Raw genomic sequence first — 15,133 nt, forward strand, 5'->3', positions numbered from 1 at the left:
AACGCGCACGGCGGGTTAGACCGTGCAGGCGACCGGCTTGGCCGGCCGCCACCGCACATCTCACTAATCGTCTTCCTCGAGTTCGATGTTGAGACCCAGCGCGCGGATTTCCTTGGTCAGCACGTTGAACGACTCCGGCATCCCAGCGTGCATCTTGTGATCGCCATCCACGATGTTCTTGTACATCCGCGTGCGACCGGCCACATCGTCCGACTTGACGGTGAGCATTTCCTGAAGCGTATAGGCCGCGCCGTATGCCTGCAGAGCCCAGACCTCCATTTCGCCGAAGCGCTGACCACCGAACTGTGCCTTGCCGCCCAGCGGCTGCTGGGTAACCAGGGAGTACGGTCCGGTCGAACGCGCATGCATCTTGTCGTCGACCAGATGGTTGAGCTTGAGCATGTACATATAGCCCACCGTGACCGGCCGGTCGAAGGTCTCGCCGGTGCGGCCATCGATCAGCTCCGCCTGGCCGGACTCCGGCAGACCGGCGAGCTTGAGCAGTTCACGGATCTCGTGCTCCTGCGCCCCGTCGAAGACCGGCGTCGCCGTCGGCATGCCTTTCACGAGGTTCTGCGCCATGGTCAGCATCTCGTTATCGGTCAGCTGATCGACGTCTTCCTGCGTGCCGTCCTGGACGAAATACGCCTTCTTCAGAAACTCGCGAATCTCACCGACTGCCTTCTGCTGCTCGAGCATCTCGCCGACGCGCAGGCCGATGCCGCGCGCCGCCCAGCCCAGATGGGTCTCGAGCACCTGCCCGATGTTCATCCGGGACGGCACACCCAGCGGGTTGAGAACGATGTCGGCCGGGGTACCGTCTTCCAGATACGGCATGTCCTCGACCGGCACGATCTGCGAGATCACGCCCTTGTTCCCGTGGCGGCCGGCCATCTTGTCACCCGGCTGCACACGACGCTTCACGGCCAGGTAGACCTTGACCATCTTGAGCACGCCCGGCGCGAGTTCGTCGCCCTGGGTGATCTTTTCCTTCTTCGAAGCCAGTTGACGCTCGAAGTCGGCCTTCTGCTCCTTGAGACGCTTGGCCGCGGTTTCGAGCTGCGACTGGGCCTCCTCGTTCTGCAGACGGATATCGAACCACTTGTTGCGGTCCAGATCGTCGAGATACGACGCCGAGATCTCGCTGCCGGCCTTGAGCTTGTTCGGCCCGCCATCGGCGGTCTTGCCGAGCAGCACCGTGCGCAGCCGGTCGAACAGATCATCCTCGAAGATGCGCTGCTGATCGGCCAGATCGCGACGGACCTCGTCCATCTCGTCTTCTTCGATGGACAACGCCCGCGCATCCTTCTCGACGCCGTCACGCGTGAACACGCGCACGTCGATCACGGTGCCGTCCATGCCCGGCGGCACGCGCTGCGAGGAGTCCTTCACGTCGGAGGCCTTCTCGCCGAAGATCGCCCGCAGGAGTTTCTCCTCGGGTGTCAGCTGGGTCTCGCCCTTGGGCGTGACCTTGCCGACGAGGATGTCCCCGGCCTTGACCTCGGCACCGATGTAGGCGATGCCCGACTCGTCCAGCTTGGAAAGCGCGGACTCGTTGACGTTCGGGATGTCCGAGGTGATCTCTTCCGGCCCGAGCTTCGTCTCGCGGGCGACACAGGTCATTTCCTCGATGTGCACCGAGGTGAACCGGTCCTCCTCGACAACGCGCTCGGAGATGAGGATCGAGTCCTCGAAGTTGTAACCGTGCCAGGGCATGAAGGCCACGAGCAGATTCTGGCCGAGCGCGAGCTCGCCCATGTCCGTCGACGGCCCGTCCGCCAGCACGTCACCGCGCTCGATGACGTCACCGGGCGAGACCAGCGGGCGCTGGTTCAGACACGTGTTCTGGTTCGAACGCGTGTACTTGACCATGTTGTAGATATCCACGCCCGATTCGTCGGCCCCGGTCTCGCTATCGTGCACCCGCACGACGACGCGCGAGGCATCGACCTTCTCGACGACGCCGCCGCGGCGGGCCGTGACGGCATTGCCGGAGTCCACGGCCACCTTGCGCTCGATGCCGGTGCCGACCAGCGGCTTGTCAGCTCGCAGGCACGGTACGGCCTGGCGCTGCATGTTCGCGCCCATCAGAGCCCGGTTGGCGTCGTCGTGCTCAATGAAGGGCACGAGCGAGGCGGCCACCGACAGAATCTGCTTCGGCGAAATGTCCATGTACTGGACACGATCCGGCGAAGACGGCGTGAACTCGCCCTGATAGCGACAGGAGACGAGTTCGTCGGTGAACTGCCCGTCGTCGTCGACCTTGGCGTTGGCCTGGGCGATGACGTAACGGCCTTCCTCGATCGCCGACAGGTATTCGATGTCCTGTGTCGCCACGCCGTTTTCGACACGACGGTAAGGCGTTTCGAGGAACCCGTACTTGTTGGTTCGCGAATAGACCGACAGCGAGTTGATCAGACCGATGTTCGGGCCTTCCGGTGTTTCGATCGGACAGATACGGCCATAGTGCGTCGGGTGCACGTCGCGCACCTCGAAGCCGGCCCGCTCGCGCGTCAGGCCACCCGGCCCGAGCGCGGAGACACGACGCTTGTGCGTGACCTCGGACAGCGGGTTGTTCTGATCCATGAACTGCGACAGCTGCGAGGAGCCGAAGAATTCCTTGATCGCCGCGGCCACGGGCTTGGCGTTGATCAGATCCTGGGGCATCAGCCCCTCGGACTCGGCGATCGACAGCCGCTCACGCACGGCGCGCTCAACGCGGACCAGGCCGGTACGGAAGGCGTTCTCCGCCATTTCGCCGACACTGCGCACGCGCCGGTTGCCCAAATGGTCGATATCGTCCGTCGTGCCGACGCCGTTGCGGATCGAGACCAGCTCCTTGAGCACGTCCACGATATCTTCGCTCGACAGCGTCGAGGCGCCTTCCGGCGACTCGCGACCCAACCGACGGTTGAACTTCATCCGACCGACCGCGGACAGGTCGTATCGATCCTCGGAGAAGAACAGGTTGTCGAACAGGTTCTCGGCCGCGTCCTTGGTCGGCGGCTCACCCGGGCGCATCATGCGATAGATCTCGACGAGCGCTTCGAGCTGCGTCGTCGACGGGTCCTGACCCAGCGTGGTCGAGATGTACGGACCGTGATCGAGATCGTTGACGTACAACGTGGGCACGTCGACGATACCGGCCGTGCGGAATGCATCGACCAGCTCTTCGGTGATCTCGGTATTCGCGGCCGCGAGCTCTTCTCCGGTGTCCGTGTCCACGATCGCCTTCGACAGAATCTTGCCGATGAGATAGTCGGACGGGACCTCGAGCTTGTCGACGCCGGCTTCCTCGAGCTTCTTGATGTGACGCACGGTGATCCGGCGCCCTTCCTCGACGATCACATCACCGCCGGCCTTGATGTCGAACGTGGCCGTCTCGCCGCGCAGGCGCTCCGGCACGAGCTCCATCTCCACGCCGTTCGAGGTCAGGTGGAACAGATTGGTCTCGTGGAACATGTCCAGCATCTGCTCGGTGTCGTAACCGAGCGCCCGCAGCAGAATGGTCGCCGGCAGCTTGCGGCGACGATCGATGCGGACATACACGTTGTCCTTCGGGTCGAACTCGAAATCGAGCCAGGACCCGCGATAGGGAATCACACGTGCGGAATAGAGATACTTGCCGGAGCTGTGGGTCTTGCCGCGGTCGTGATCGAAGAACACGCCCGGGCTGCGGTGCAGCTGATTGACGATGACCCGTTCAGTGCCGTTGATGATGAAGGTGCCGGTATCCGTCATGAGCGGCATTTCGCCCATGTAGACTTCCTGCTCCTTGATATCCTTGACCGGCTTCGGGTTGGCCTTGCTGTCCTTGTCGTAGATGATCAGACGCACGGTGACCCGGAGCGGGGCCGAGTAGATCATGCCGCGGACACGACATTCCTTCTCGTCGAACACCGGCATGCCCAGACGGTAGCCGACGTATTCGAGCGCCGCGCTCCCCGAATGGCTGGCCATCGGAAAGACAGAGTTGAAAGCCGCGTGCAGACCGACGTCGCCGCGCTTGTCTGCATCCAGACCCTGCTGCAGAAATTGCCGATAGGAGTCGATCTGCGTGGCGAGGAGAAACGGCATCTCCAGCACCGAAGGCTGTTTGGCGAAATCCTTTCGGATTCGTTTTTTCTCGGTAAACGAGTAGGCCATGTCACTCAACCCTCTTGGTTGGACGGACCGCGGGTGGGGCGTTCCCACGGTGGATTCGCGCGAGCTTCGAAAAGCTTGTGTCTGATCCGCCACGCCAGCGGAGCACACACCAGATTTCCATAAGCAGCGACAACGGGAAAAGGCCGGCAGCGAAGCACGCCACCAGCCAATTCCGAGGACACTTCAAGTTATCTTTTTGATCAACTCGTTATACGTATCCTGCCGCGAAGCGCGAATTACTTGAGGTCGACGGAAGCACCGGCTTCCTCAAGATCCTTCTTCATCTTCTCGGCTTCTTCCTTCTCGACGCCTTCCTTCAGCGTGGCCGGCACGCCTTCAACCATTTCCTTGGCTTCCTTCAGACCAAGGCCGGTGATCTGACGCACGGCCTTAATGGCGCCAACCTTGTTGTCGCCGAAGCTGGTCAGCACGACATCGAACTCGGTCTGCTCTTCCGCCGCTTCGGCTTCGCCACCGGCAGCACCGCCGGCAGCCATCGCGACCGGGGCCGCAGCGGAGACGCCGAACTTCTCTTCCATCATCTCGACGAGCTCGACGACGTCCATCACGGACATTTCGGAGATCGCTTCGAGTACTTCTTCCTTCGTAGCAGCCATTGTCTAGCTCCTGTTCAATACGTTGGGATCAACTGATCCGATTCAATGACGAGTATTCAACTCGGGATTCAAGCAGCCTGCTTCTGGTCGCGGACTGCTGCCATGGCACGGGCAGTCTTGGCCACCGGTTCGCGCGTGGTGCGGGCCAGCTTGTCGATGGGCGCCTTCATGGCACGCATCAACTGACTCAGCGCCTCGTCACGTGTCGGCAGCTTGGCCAGGCGATCGAGCTGTTCACCGGGCAGCAATTGCCCGTTGACCGAGAGCGCCGTGACCTTCAGGGCATCGTGGTCCTTGGCGAATGCAGACATGACGCGTGCGGCCGAACCCGGATCCTCGATCGAGAAACCCAGGATCACCGGCCCCTTGAACGCATCTGTCATGCACTCGTATTCGGTGCCCTTGAGTGCCAGCTTGGCCAGATTGTTCTTGATCACCTTCAGATAGGCACCGCCATTGCGGGCCTCGGTACGAAGGTGATCCATCTGCCCTGCGGTGAGACCACGGTACTCCGCCAGAACGGCGGATTGCGCGCGGTTCGCCACATCGCTGACTTCTGCCACCATGGCCTGTTTGGCTTGGAAACTCATGGCCATAGTCATCACTCCTTCAAATATCGATGCATAAAACATCGATGATTCCCGAATCCGCCCGCTAACGAGCGGACCCTTGTCGACGACTGCCACATGACACTCGGTCATGCGACACACGTCATCTGCGCAGGCTGACGACTGATTCGTCTTTAAGAGCCGCCTGATACACGGCCCGCCTCGCGGTCTTTGACGACGCAGCCATCGACGGAGCGGGCTGCGCTACAAAGAACTTCTACTGCCAACGTCGCGAGCGCCGGGCTCGCGGCATTGCCATTTTTACGCCGCAACACCCGAGTGATCGACGGTGAGCCCCGGGCCCATCGTCGTCGACAGCGAGACCTTGCGGAAATACACACCCTTGGCGTTGGCCGGCTTGGCCTTCTTGAGATCCTGAATCAGCGCGGTCAGGTTCTCGAGCAGCGCCTGGTTGTCGAAATCCAGCTTACCGATCGGCGCATGGATGATGCCAGCCTTGTCGGTACGGTACTGCACCTGACCGGCCTTCGCATTCTTGACCGCCGTCGCGACATCCGTGGTGACCGTGCCCGTCTTCGGGTTCGGCATCAGTCCTTTCGGGCCCAGGATCTGACCGAGGCGCCCCACGACCGGCATCGCATCCGGCGTGGCCACGACCATATCGAAATTGATCTCGCCATTCTGGACCTGCTCGGCCAGATCATTGAGACCCACGATATCGGCACCGGCTTCCGTCGCCGCGTCGGCATTGGCGCCCTGCGTGAACACCGCCACACGAACACTTTTGCCCGTGCCGTTCGGCATCACGGTGGAACCGCGCACGTTCTGATCCGACTTGCGGGCGTTGACGCCGAGGTTCACCGAGACTTCAACGGTTTCGGTGAACTTGGCACTGGACAGCTTCTTGAGCAGGTCCAGCGCCTCGTCGACAGTGTAGGCCTTGACCGGATCGATCTGATCGCGAATGGCCGCCTTGCGCTTGGAAATCTTCGCCATGGCTTAGCCCTCCACCTTGATGCCCATCGAACGGGCACTGCCGGAAATGATGCGCACTGCGGCTTCCATGTCAGCCGCGTTGAGGTCCGGCCATTTCTGTTCGGCGATCTGCTCGACCTGCTCGCGAGTCACGCTGCCAACCTTTTCGCGCAGCGGATCCTTGGCGCCGGAGCTGATATTGGCCGCCTTCTTGAGCAGAATGGAGGCCGGCGGCGTCTTGGTGACGAAGGAAAAACTGCGGTCCGAGAACACCGTGATCACGACCGGCGTCGGCAGACCCGGCTCGATGTCCTGCGTCGCGGCGTTGAACGCCTTGCAGAATTCCATGATGTTCACGCCATGCTGACCCAGCGCGGGGCCCACGGGCGGGCTCGGGTTGGCCTTGCCCGCTGCAATCTGCAGCTTGATATAGCCGGCTACTTTCTTAGCCATGTTGCACTCCTGTCAGGTGATCGCGCTCGGGGCTGCCGAGCTCCCTGGATGAAAGACGTCGCGACCGGCGACGCCCGATGATCAGGTCTTTTCGACCTGATCGAATTCGAGATCGACCGGCGTCGAGCGACCGAAAATGGTCACCGCGACACGCAGCCGGTTCTTGTCGTAGTTGACTTCCTCGACCACGCCGTTGAAGTCGGAGAACGGCCCGTCGATGACGCGCACTTCCTGACCCGGCTCGAAGACCGTCTTCGGGCGCGGCTTGTCGACGGACTCCTCGACCCGATTGAGAATCTGATCGGCCTCGGCGTCGGTGATCGGCGCCGGCCGGTCGGCGGTGCCACCAATGAAACCGAGCACACGAGGCACGCTCTTGACGAGGTGCCAGGTGTCGTCATTCAGCTCCATGTTGACCAGCACATAGCCCGGAAAGAACTTGCGCTCGGTGGTGCGGCGCTGACCGTCGCGCACTTCGACCACTTCCTCGGTCGGCACGAGGATATCGCCGAAATAGTCTTCCATCTCGTGGCGGGCCACGTAGTCCTTGAGCGAGTCACGGACTTTCTTCTCGTACTGCGAGAAGGCCTGAACCACATACCAGTGCTTGGCCATAACTGTCCTTCGCGCTTACGCGCGCCCCGTGAGCATTGTCACCGCATAGGCGAGGACCACATCCAGCGCCCAGATGAAGGCTGCCAGTATGATCACGAATACGACCACGAGCAGCGTGGTCTGCACGGTTTCGCGACGCGTCGGCCAGACCATGCGCCGCAACTCGGTTCGGGAGCCCTGCACGTAGGACCACGCCGTCTTGCCGATCGCCGACTGAAATGCGATCAGCGCCGCCACAACCACGCCGCCGAGCATGCCCAGCACGCGAATGAGATCGGAATAGGCCGTGAACCAGTAGTAACCAGCGATGCTGGCCACGAGAACCAGGATGGCGAGCCAGAGCAGCGCCGTGTCGAGCGCGCTCGCAGAGCGTTGTTCGGAAGTTGCCATCGACTATTCGACCTGAAGGAAACCGTGCGTCTTGAATGGCAGGCCAGGAGGGACTCGAACCCCCAACCTGCGGTTTTGGAGACCGCTGCTCTGCCAATTGAGCTACTGACCTAGACGCAATACAAACTTGTCGCCGCGATAAAGATCGCGGATGGTACCACAAATCGCGCATTTGGCAACTGCCACGAAGTGTACCAGAACTTCGGCACCACAACACACCCCGATCGGATGCGTCGCAGCACAGAGCCGAAAAGGCCCGCAGCGAGTCATCGCTGCGGGCCACCATCCGGCCTCAGGGTCGGATTCAGACCGTAATCTTGGTCACGACGCCCGCACCCACGGTGCGGCCGCCTTCGCGAATGGCAAAGCGCAGGCCTTCTTCCATCGCGATCGGGTGGATGAGTTCGACGTTCATCGTCACGTTGTCGCCCGGCATCACCATCTCGGTGTCCGCCGGCAGTTCACATGCGCCCGTCACGTCGGTCGTGCGGAAGTAGAACTGCGGACGATAGCCCTTGAAGAACGGCGTGTGACGACCGCCCTCTTCCTTCTTCAGCACATACACTTCGCATTCGAACTGCGTGTGCGGCGTGATCGATCCCGGCTTGGCCAGCACCTGACCACGCTCGATGTCTTCGCGCTTGGTGCCGCGCAGCAGCGCGCCGATGTTGTCGCCTGCCTGACCCTGGTCCAGCAGCTTGCGGAACATCTCCACGCCGGTGACGGTGGTCTTGGTCGTCGGGTTGATGCCGACGATTTCGATGTCGTCGCCCACGTTGACGATGCCGCGCTCGACGCGACCGGTCGCCACGGTGCCACGACCCGAGATCGAGAAGACGTCTTCAACCGGCATCAGGAAGGCACCGTCCACGGCACGCTCCGGATCCGGAATGAAGGCGTCCATCGCACGAACCAGCTTGGCGATCGATTCCGAGCCGTGCTCGCCTTCGTCGCCTTCCAGCGCCTTCAGCGCGGAACCCACGATCACCGGCGTGTCGTCGCCCGGGAAGTCGTAGGCGTCCAGCAGTTCGCGCACTTCCATTTCGACGAGTTCGAGCAACTCTTCGTCGTCGACCATGTCGGCCTTGTTCAGGTACACGACGATGAACGGCACGCCAACCTGGCGCGCCAGCAGAATGTGCTCGCGCGTCTGCGGCATCGGGCCGTCAGCCGCCGATACCACCAGAATCGCGCCGTCCATCTGCGCGGCACCCGTGATCATGTTCTTCACGTAGTCCGCGTGACCCGGGCAGTCGACGTGCGCGTAGTGACGCGTCTCCGACTCGTACTCCACGTGCGAGGTCGAGATCGTGATACCACGCGCCTTCTCTTCCGGCGCCTTGTCGATCGCGTCAAAGGCCGACAGCTCCGAACCGAACAAACGGTTCGAAACCACCGTCAACGCCGCCGTCAGCGTCGTCTTGCCATGGTCCACGTGACCAATCGTGCCGACGTTTACGTGCGGCTTGCTACGCTCGAATTTTGCTTTGGACATTGCCTCGCCTTTCGCCGTTGGGCTTCAAGTACCGACCGGGGCGCAACACGCACCCGGCAACCCATACAAGCGGCGCGCTCTTTACGACCGCACCGCACGCGTTCAATGGAGCCCATGACCGGAGTTGAACCGGTGACCTCTCCCTTACCAAGGGAGTGCTCTACCTCTGAGCTACATGGGCCAACAAGTTGTCGATACCAGCTCGACGAGTCGAACTGGAGCGGGCGACCGGAATCGAACCGGCATCATCAGCTTGGAAGGCTGAGGTTCTACCGTTGAACTACGCCCGCACGCTCAACGCTGACAGACTCTGGCCAATCGTTGCGTTCGATGCAAGCCCCGCGCTGCGGCACCTGCCAGGGAACGGGAATCGCCGAGCGGCCGGTCAAGCCGCTTCGATTCCAAAGATCGCCGAGCCATTAACCGGCAAAACCATGGCATGACGCCACTTGAATGCGGCACTGCCTTGGTTTGGCCTGCGAATAGCACCGCCCTGAAAGCGGCTTACCCGGCGCTCGATTCCGCGACCTGCGCGTGACAGGCTCCCGCAATCGCCAGACCATTACTCATGTTTATGTGGTGGAGGGAGGAGGATTCGAACCTCCGAAGGCTGAGCCGACAGATTTACAGTCTGTTCCCTTTGACCGCTTGGGTATCCCTCCCCAATCGAGCGGCGCATTTTGGCAAATTCGCAGCGCTTGTCAACCATGATGTCGCAATCGGCTGGCCACGGCATCTCGCTCGGCCAGCTGCCAGGCGATGCCGACGTCTCGCGAGCCCGGCGCGGCGCCCGGCCCACGGGGCCGCGACGGCCACATCGCCGCGCATGCCGGACATCCGTCGTCCATGGCACGCGTTGCCGCGCGCATCTCAGTAGTAGATGTTGAGCGCTGCCTGCGGCGTGACCGTGGCGGCGGCGTTACGACCGGCCGCGACAACCTCAGCCCCGACGATGACGCCGTAGTGCTTGTTCCAGTTGTATTCCAACGCCGGCGCTATCGAGATCGACTCACTGGAATCGCTGCTGCTCCGGACCGGCGTGATCAGGCCGTCGGCCGCTCGACTGCCCTGGATGACGCCACCCTGGCTGTGGTTGTAGACAATATCGATGGCCGGCGCCCAGTGACGTGTGAGGCTGTATTCGAAGGCCAGATCCGCCGAATAGCTGTCACCGGTCTCCACGTGTCCGTTGAAGCCGGCCGGCGTACCGTAGACGCTGACACCATCGACCGAGGCGTCGGCATCGGCGAACGTATAAGTGAAATTCAGGCGTGCGCGCAGGATCCGGCCGTTCGGCAGCCAGAAATAATCCTGAGTGAAGAGGCCGACGGTGCTGGACAGCACGCCGCTCCCTAGACCATCGGCTACGTGTCCCTGGAGCCCGTCGTATTTGCCGGTCGGAAAGTTTTGCGCATACGACAGCGCGACGGTCGGCAACAGACTGCCTTCGGAAAAGGCATGGACCATGTACTGCATGCGCAGCGTGGTGTCGCCGAGCTGGACACCCTGACTGTCCGGCCCCTCGTCGGCCACGTTGTAACCGAAACTCGGCAACAACGCGATGGTTAGCCGGTCAGTGAATCCGTATTCAAGCAGTGTGACGGATCGATACGCATGGCTGTTGCTCGTGTTGTGCGAGTCCCAGTCGTTGTCGAACTGACCGTACTGGATGGAATCCACCACATACGGCTCGATGTTCCAGTGGCCCGCCGGCAGAGCGGTCGCGTTGGGCGCGACCAGCGGGCCCGTGAACAACGCATCCGACATCGGCTGACGAGTCGTGCCGGTACGCGGAACCGGCGCCGCGCTCGCACTCGTGACCTGGCCTGCCGTGATCAGCGTCGCGGCGGCGCCGAGCACCACCCGCTTCAGCGATAGATCTTTCATGATTCTCTTTGGTCGTCGATGAGCAGCCGCGCCGCGGCCCGGACGCAGCCGCTCCGCACCCGGGATTGCCTTCCGCCGGCGCCGCCGCGCGGGCCGCTTTTGCCACAGCCTCTGGAAACGCACAAGCAGAATCGATCTCACACGCGCCATCCGGCACGCAGCGGACATGCCACGATCCGCTTCCGCCGCGCGTTGCGCGGCCGGCAGCGACATCGTGCGCCGCGTGAGCCGGACCAAGGCGCCGCCCGGCCCGATACACGCGGATTCAGCGGACCGCCGAGCGGCTGATCCGTCCTGGACCTATCGATAGCGCTACGTCAGCGAATGCGCCGACTCGCTGCCCTCATCGGCCAGAATCTGGTCGATCGCGTGCTGCGTTTCGGACGGCGTGAGCGCGGTCCTGTACGCGATCCACATGACCACGAGGCTCCAGATCGCCAGCAGGATCAGTTCGGTCACGAAGCCGAGCACGCCCAGGCCGTTGCCGATGTCACCCAGCGCGGAGAGCAACCAGATGCCGCCGAACCAGGGCGCAAGCCAGGCGATGTGGCGCCAGCCGAATTCATCTCCCGGCATGCGCGCGACGAAATGGTAGTACAGGGCATAGATGACGAAACCGATGCCGATCAGGATGAACAGGACAGAGTTCGTGTAGAACCCGGCCCAGTAGATGATCCAGTTACTCAAGATGAAAGCGATCGGCGCCAGGATGTTGGCCCCTGCGAGTTTGAACGGCCGCGCCACGTCCGGCGCATTGCGCCTCAGACACAGCAGCACGACCGGACCGATGCCGTAGGTCAACACCGTGATCGACGTGATATAGCCGACCATCTTCTGCCAGGCCGGGAACGGCAGCAGGAACAGACAGCCGACCACCCACATCACGAGCACGCCTACCCACGGCACGCCCTGACTGTTCAAGCGCGCCAAACCGCTGGGCCCGGCCTTGAGTCGGCCGTTGGCCATGAGGATGCGCGAGCCGCCGGTCAAAAACATCAGCCCGGTCCCGCCCGGCGAGACGTAGGCATCGATATAGAGGATCGCGGCGAGCCAGGTCATCCCGAGGCCGGCCGCCAGACCGGCGAATGGCCCGAGATCGCCAGCGAAGGACAACGCGGCCCAGCCGCCGCCCAACTCGCTCGGATTGATCGACATGATGAAGGCGACCTGCAACCCCACATAGACGATGCTGGCCAGTATCACGGAGCCGATGACCGCGAACGGCATATAACGATTCGGATTGCTGCTCTCCCCGGCCAGATCGATGGCCGTCCGGAAGCCGAGGAAACTGAATACGATGCCGGCAGCCGGCAGCGCCGTGAAAATGCCCGAAATCTGATAGCTGCCCGGCGCGGCGTGCATGTTCTCTGGATGCCAGGCAACGACGATCAACCCGATGATCGTGGCAACCGGCACGAAGATCTTCCACCACGTCACGGCCGAGTTGAACTTGAGCAGCGTACGCACGGCCAGCAGGTTCAGCCAGGCGAGCAAACCGATCAGGAGCGCGGAAACGATGAAACCGGTGACGGTCAGAACGCCGTTGTCCGGACTGACCAGAAACGGCAGATAGTTGTTCGCGTAAGTGACGATCGCCTCGGCCTCGACCGGTGGAATCGGCACATAGGCCAGAAACAGCATCCAGCCCCAGATGCGGCCCAGGCCGCTGCCGTGGCTGGCGTGGCTGATGTGCACGAGCGCGCCACTGCGTGGAAACATGGTGGCCAGCTCGGCGAAGCAGAACGCCAGCATGAGAATGATGACGGCCCCGATGATCCAGCTCAGGATGCTCCACGGACCGGCGAGCTTGGCCGCGTGGTATGCACCGAACAGCCAACCCGAGCCGATCATGCTCGTGGTGCTGGCAAACAGAAGACCGATCGGGCCGGCACTCTGTCTCAGCTTGCCGCCTGCGGCGGATGATGTGGCCATAAGCCTTTTCCTCGAAAGTCACTGCAGATGATGCGAGCCGACACGCGCACGGCGCAGCGGCGATCCTGCTGACAAGCGAAAATCACGCCATGCATACGGCCCGGAAACACGAGCCTAGCGGCCTGGATGCACGATAACGAGGATAACCGCGCGCTACTTTAGTGCTATGGCCAACGATCCGGCCACGCTGGTGCGCCCGGATGCACAGTCACCAACAACGCAACGAGGGACGAGTGGAGCCCGCGACCGGAGTCGAACCGATGACCTGCTGTTTACAAGACAGCTGCTCTACCAGCTGAGCTACGCGGGCGTCGTCGAGCGGTATTCTGAATGCTCTGGCCCGGATTGGCCATAGGCAACACGAGCGCCGGCGGCCATGCGCCCCGTCCGTACCCGCTGACTCGCCGGCCCGAAACCCGTCTCGCCTGGCCGACCTTACGCCAGGCGCAGGCTCACATCCCCGGAATACACGGCCTCTCGGCGCCCATCGATCTCGACGATGAGGCTGGCATCGTCGTTGAGCCCGCGTGCGATGCCGAATCGCTCGTGGCGCCCGTCGATGATCCGTACGGGCTGGTCGACGGTAAGATCGAAACATGGCCACTGTCGGGCGAACGGCGCAAAACCCGCCGCCGCGAACGTGTCCAGCGCGCGCAACACAGCGTCGAGACAGCGACCGGCAATCGTGCTCCGGGCCGGCATGCGCGTCACGTGATCGGCCAGGCGCGTCCAGGGCTGATCGATGGGTGACGAGGCAGTCGCCGGCATGGACAGATTGAGCCCTAGACCGGCGACCACACGCGCAATGCCGGAGGCCTCGCTGCGGGCCTCGATCAGAATCCCGCCGACCTTGGCCTGTCCGACCCAGAGGTCGTTCGGCCATTTCAGGGCCATGCCACGTACGCCGAGGTCCGTCAGTGTCTCGGCAACCGACACGCCGATCGCCAGGCTCAAGGCGCCGAGCGGCGCGCCGGCGGCCATCAGATCGTGCCCGACCGACAGATACAGATTGCTCGCCATGGGCGAAACCCAGGCCCGGCCGGCCCGCCCTCGGCCAGCGCTTTGCTGCTCGGCCAGACAGGCCCGCGTGGCACCGTCGTCGTAAGCGGCCAGCCGGGTGTTGGTCGAGTCCGTGTGCTGCATGATGAGCAGCTGATCGAGCAGCCCGACCGCTCGCGGACCGAGTTCGTGGCGCACTTGTTCACCGTCGAGCAGATCGAGCGGTGCGGCCAGCCGATAGCCGCGCCCGGAAACGCTGAACACATCGAGCCCCGTTGCACGCAGACGCCCGATTCGTGCCGAGATCGCCGACCGCGTGACGCCCAGTGCCCGCGCCAACGCCGGGCCGCTGTGCCATTCGCCGTCAGCCAGTTCCGCCAGAAGCCGGTCCGGCATCTCGATTCGATCGGTCAGGGGCATCGTTGCGAGACCTTGTGCCCGTCGCGCCGGGCAAGGCGCGGCTCGGTCCCGGCCGCCAGGCGTTGCAGGTTGGGCCGATGAGTATAGACGATCAGCGCGAACGCACAGACGGCCAGCCCCGAGGCCGCCGCCGGCAAGCCCGGCACCAGACAGGCGCTCAGCACGCAGGCCGCGCCCCCGCCGAGGGTGGCTACCGATACGATCCGGCGCCAGGCGAGCAACACCGCAAAGACAAGGCAACCGACCACGAGCGCCAGCGGGAGCAGAATGGCGAACACGCCGACGGCCGTGGCCGCGCCCTTGCCACCACGGAAACGATGAAAGACCGGCCAGACATGGCCGGCGATCGCCAGCCAGCCGCAGGCGTAAGGCCACGGCAGGTCCGGGGCGATCAGGCCCGACACGAACCCGGCCGCCACCGCCCCCTTGACGGCATCGAAGGCCAGCACCGCCCCGCCGTAGGCGCGCCCGCCCACACGCCAGGCATTGGTGGCGCCGGCGTTGCCGCTGCCGCGATCGCGCACGTCGGAAACCCCGAACACCGGTGCTAGCACCAGCGCGCCGGAAAACGAACCGATCAGGTACGCGGATACGAGCGCCAGCGCGATGGCCATGCCCTCAAGCATGCGTCCGGC

12 protein-coding genes and 5 tRNA genes are annotated in these 15,133 nt (G+C 63.1%); all 17 read right to left on the bottom strand.

Translation table 11 applies throughout. The features are described 5' to 3' along the window. Nucleotides 1–63: 63 nt before the first annotated feature. Entirely contained in the window at nucleotides 64–4,146 is a 4,083-nt protein-coding gene (rpoB, locus tag D3260_RS05525) for a DNA-directed RNA polymerase subunit beta (protein ID WP_120097586.1), read from the bottom strand. 236 nt (nucleotides 4,147–4,382) lie between these two features. Further along, on the bottom strand, nucleotides 4,383–4,763 hold the full coding sequence (rplL, locus tag D3260_RS05530; RefSeq protein ID WP_120097587.1) for a 50S ribosomal protein L7/L12: 381 nt from the start codon (nucleotides 4,761–4,763) through the stop codon (nucleotides 4,383–4,385). Nucleotides 4,764–4,831: 68 nt separating this feature from the next. Next, nucleotides 4,832–5,359 carry a 50S ribosomal protein L10 gene (gene rplJ, locus D3260_RS05535; RefSeq protein WP_120097588.1) on the bottom strand — a complete coding sequence of 176 codons (528 nt, stop codon included), beginning with the start codon at nucleotides 5,357–5,359 and terminating at the stop codon, nucleotides 4,832–4,834. 273 nt (nucleotides 5,360–5,632) lie between these two features. Then, nucleotides 5,633–6,328, bottom strand: a complete 696-nt coding sequence (gene rplA, locus D3260_RS05540; RefSeq protein WP_120097589.1) for a 50S ribosomal protein L1 — start codon at nucleotides 6,326–6,328, stop codon at nucleotides 5,633–5,635. A gap of 3 nt (nucleotides 6,329–6,331) precedes the next feature. Continuing rightward, the gene (rplK, locus tag D3260_RS05545) at nucleotides 6,332–6,760 is read right to left on the bottom strand and encodes a 50S ribosomal protein L11 (RefSeq protein WP_120097590.1); all 429 of its coding nucleotides are present in this window, start codon (nucleotides 6,758–6,760) and stop codon (nucleotides 6,332–6,334) included. An 81-nt stretch (nucleotides 6,761–6,841) separates the two neighbouring features. Continuing rightward, nucleotides 6,842–7,375: a transcription termination/antitermination protein NusG gene (nusG, locus tag D3260_RS05550; RefSeq protein WP_120097591.1), complete on the bottom strand. Its 534-nt coding sequence runs from the start codon at nucleotides 7,373–7,375 to the stop codon at nucleotides 6,842–6,844. Between the two features lie 15 nt (nucleotides 7,376–7,390). Next, entirely contained in the window at nucleotides 7,391–7,765 is a 375-nt protein-coding gene (gene secE, locus D3260_RS05555) for a preprotein translocase subunit SecE (RefSeq protein WP_120097592.1), read from the bottom strand. Between the two features lie 36 nt (nucleotides 7,766–7,801). Beyond that, nucleotides 7,802–7,877 (bottom strand) — tRNA-Trp (locus D3260_RS05560). 192 nt (nucleotides 7,878–8,069) lie between these two features. Further along, nucleotides 8,070–9,260, bottom strand: a complete 1,191-nt coding sequence (gene tuf, locus D3260_RS05565; protein ID WP_120097581.1) for an elongation factor Tu — start codon at nucleotides 9,258–9,260, stop codon at nucleotides 8,070–8,072. 106 nt (nucleotides 9,261–9,366) lie between these two features. Next, nucleotides 9,367–9,441 (bottom strand) — tRNA-Thr (locus D3260_RS05570). A 35-nt stretch (nucleotides 9,442–9,476) separates the two neighbouring features. Next, nucleotides 9,477–9,550 (bottom strand) — tRNA-Gly (locus D3260_RS05575). A gap of 287 nt (nucleotides 9,551–9,837) precedes the next feature. After that, a tRNA-Tyr gene (locus D3260_RS05580) sits at nucleotides 9,838–9,922 on the bottom strand. A gap of 208 nt (nucleotides 9,923–10,130) precedes the next feature. Continuing rightward, the gene (locus tag D3260_RS05585) at nucleotides 10,131–11,147 is read right to left on the bottom strand and encodes a transporter (RefSeq protein ID WP_120097593.1); all 1,017 of its coding nucleotides are present in this window, start codon (nucleotides 11,145–11,147) and stop codon (nucleotides 10,131–10,133) included. A gap of 312 nt (nucleotides 11,148–11,459) precedes the next feature. Beyond that, nucleotides 11,460–13,079 (bottom strand): APC family permease, encoded by a 1,620-nt coding sequence (locus D3260_RS05595; protein WP_120097595.1) that lies wholly within the window; start codon nucleotides 13,077–13,079, stop codon nucleotides 11,460–11,462. Between the two features lie 234 nt (nucleotides 13,080–13,313). Then, a tRNA-Thr gene (locus tag D3260_RS05600) sits at nucleotides 13,314–13,389 on the bottom strand. A 125-nt stretch (nucleotides 13,390–13,514) separates the two neighbouring features. Next, a complete protein-coding gene (locus tag D3260_RS05605; protein ID WP_120097596.1) occupies nucleotides 13,515–14,498 on the bottom strand; it encodes a biotin--[acetyl-CoA-carboxylase] ligase in 984 nt (327 codons plus the stop codon). After that, on the bottom strand, nucleotides 14,489–15,124 hold the full coding sequence (locus D3260_RS05610; RefSeq protein WP_120097597.1) for a glycerol-3-phosphate acyltransferase: 636 nt from the start codon (nucleotides 15,122–15,124) through the stop codon (nucleotides 14,489–14,491). The genes D3260_RS05605 and D3260_RS05610 overlap by 10 nt, the downstream gene beginning before the upstream one ends. Nucleotides 15,125–15,133 lie beyond the last annotated feature (9 nt).

This window comes from Salinisphaera sp. Q1T1-3 (assembly GCF_003602005.1).
Lineage (GTDB): Bacteria > Pseudomonadota > Gammaproteobacteria > Nevskiales > Salinisphaeraceae > Salinisphaera.

Bases quoted from the DNA above. Each gene is read 5' to 3' on its own strand.
- rplL (WP_120097587.1), bottom strand. From the start codon at position 4,763: ATGGCTGCTACGAAGGAAGAAGTACTCGAAGCGATCTCCGAAATGTCC.
- secE (WP_120097592.1), bottom strand. From the start codon at position 7,765: ATGGCAACTTCCGAACAACGCTCTGCGAGCGCGCTCGACACGGCGCTG.
- D3260_RS05595 (WP_120097595.1), bottom strand. From the start codon at position 13,079: ATGGCCACATCATCCGCCGCAGGCGGCAAGCTGAGACAGAGTGCCGGC.
- rplK (WP_120097590.1), bottom strand. From the start codon at position 6,760: ATGGCTAAGAAAGTAGCCGGCTATATCAAGCTGCAGATTGCAGCGGGC.
- rplJ (WP_120097588.1), bottom strand. From the start codon at position 5,359: ATGGCCATGAGTTTCCAAGCCAAACAGGCCATGGTGGCAGAAGTCAGC.
- rpoB (WP_120097586.1), bottom strand. From the start codon at position 4,146: ATGGCCTACTCGTTTACCGAGAAAAAACGAATCCGAAAGGATTTCGCC.
- nusG (WP_120097591.1), bottom strand. From the start codon at position 7,375: ATGGCCAAGCACTGGTATGTGGTTCAGGCCTTCTCGCAGTACGAGAAG.
- D3260_RS05610 (WP_120097597.1), bottom strand. From the start codon at position 15,124: ATGCTTGAGGGCATGGCCATCGCGCTGGCGCTCGTATCCGCGTACCTG.
- rplA (WP_120097589.1), bottom strand. From the start codon at position 6,328: ATGGCGAAGATTTCCAAGCGCAAGGCGGCCATTCGCGATCAGATCGAT.
- tuf (WP_120097581.1), bottom strand. From the start codon at position 9,260: ATGTCCAAAGCAAAATTCGAGCGTAGCAAGCCGCACGTAAACGTCGGC.
- D3260_RS05605 (WP_120097596.1), bottom strand. From the start codon at position 14,498: ATGCCCCTGACCGATCGAATCGAGATGCCGGACCGGCTTCTGGCGGAA.
- D3260_RS05585 (WP_120097593.1), bottom strand. From the start codon at position 11,147: ATGAAAGATCTATCGCTGAAGCGGGTGGTGCTCGGCGCCGCCGCGACG.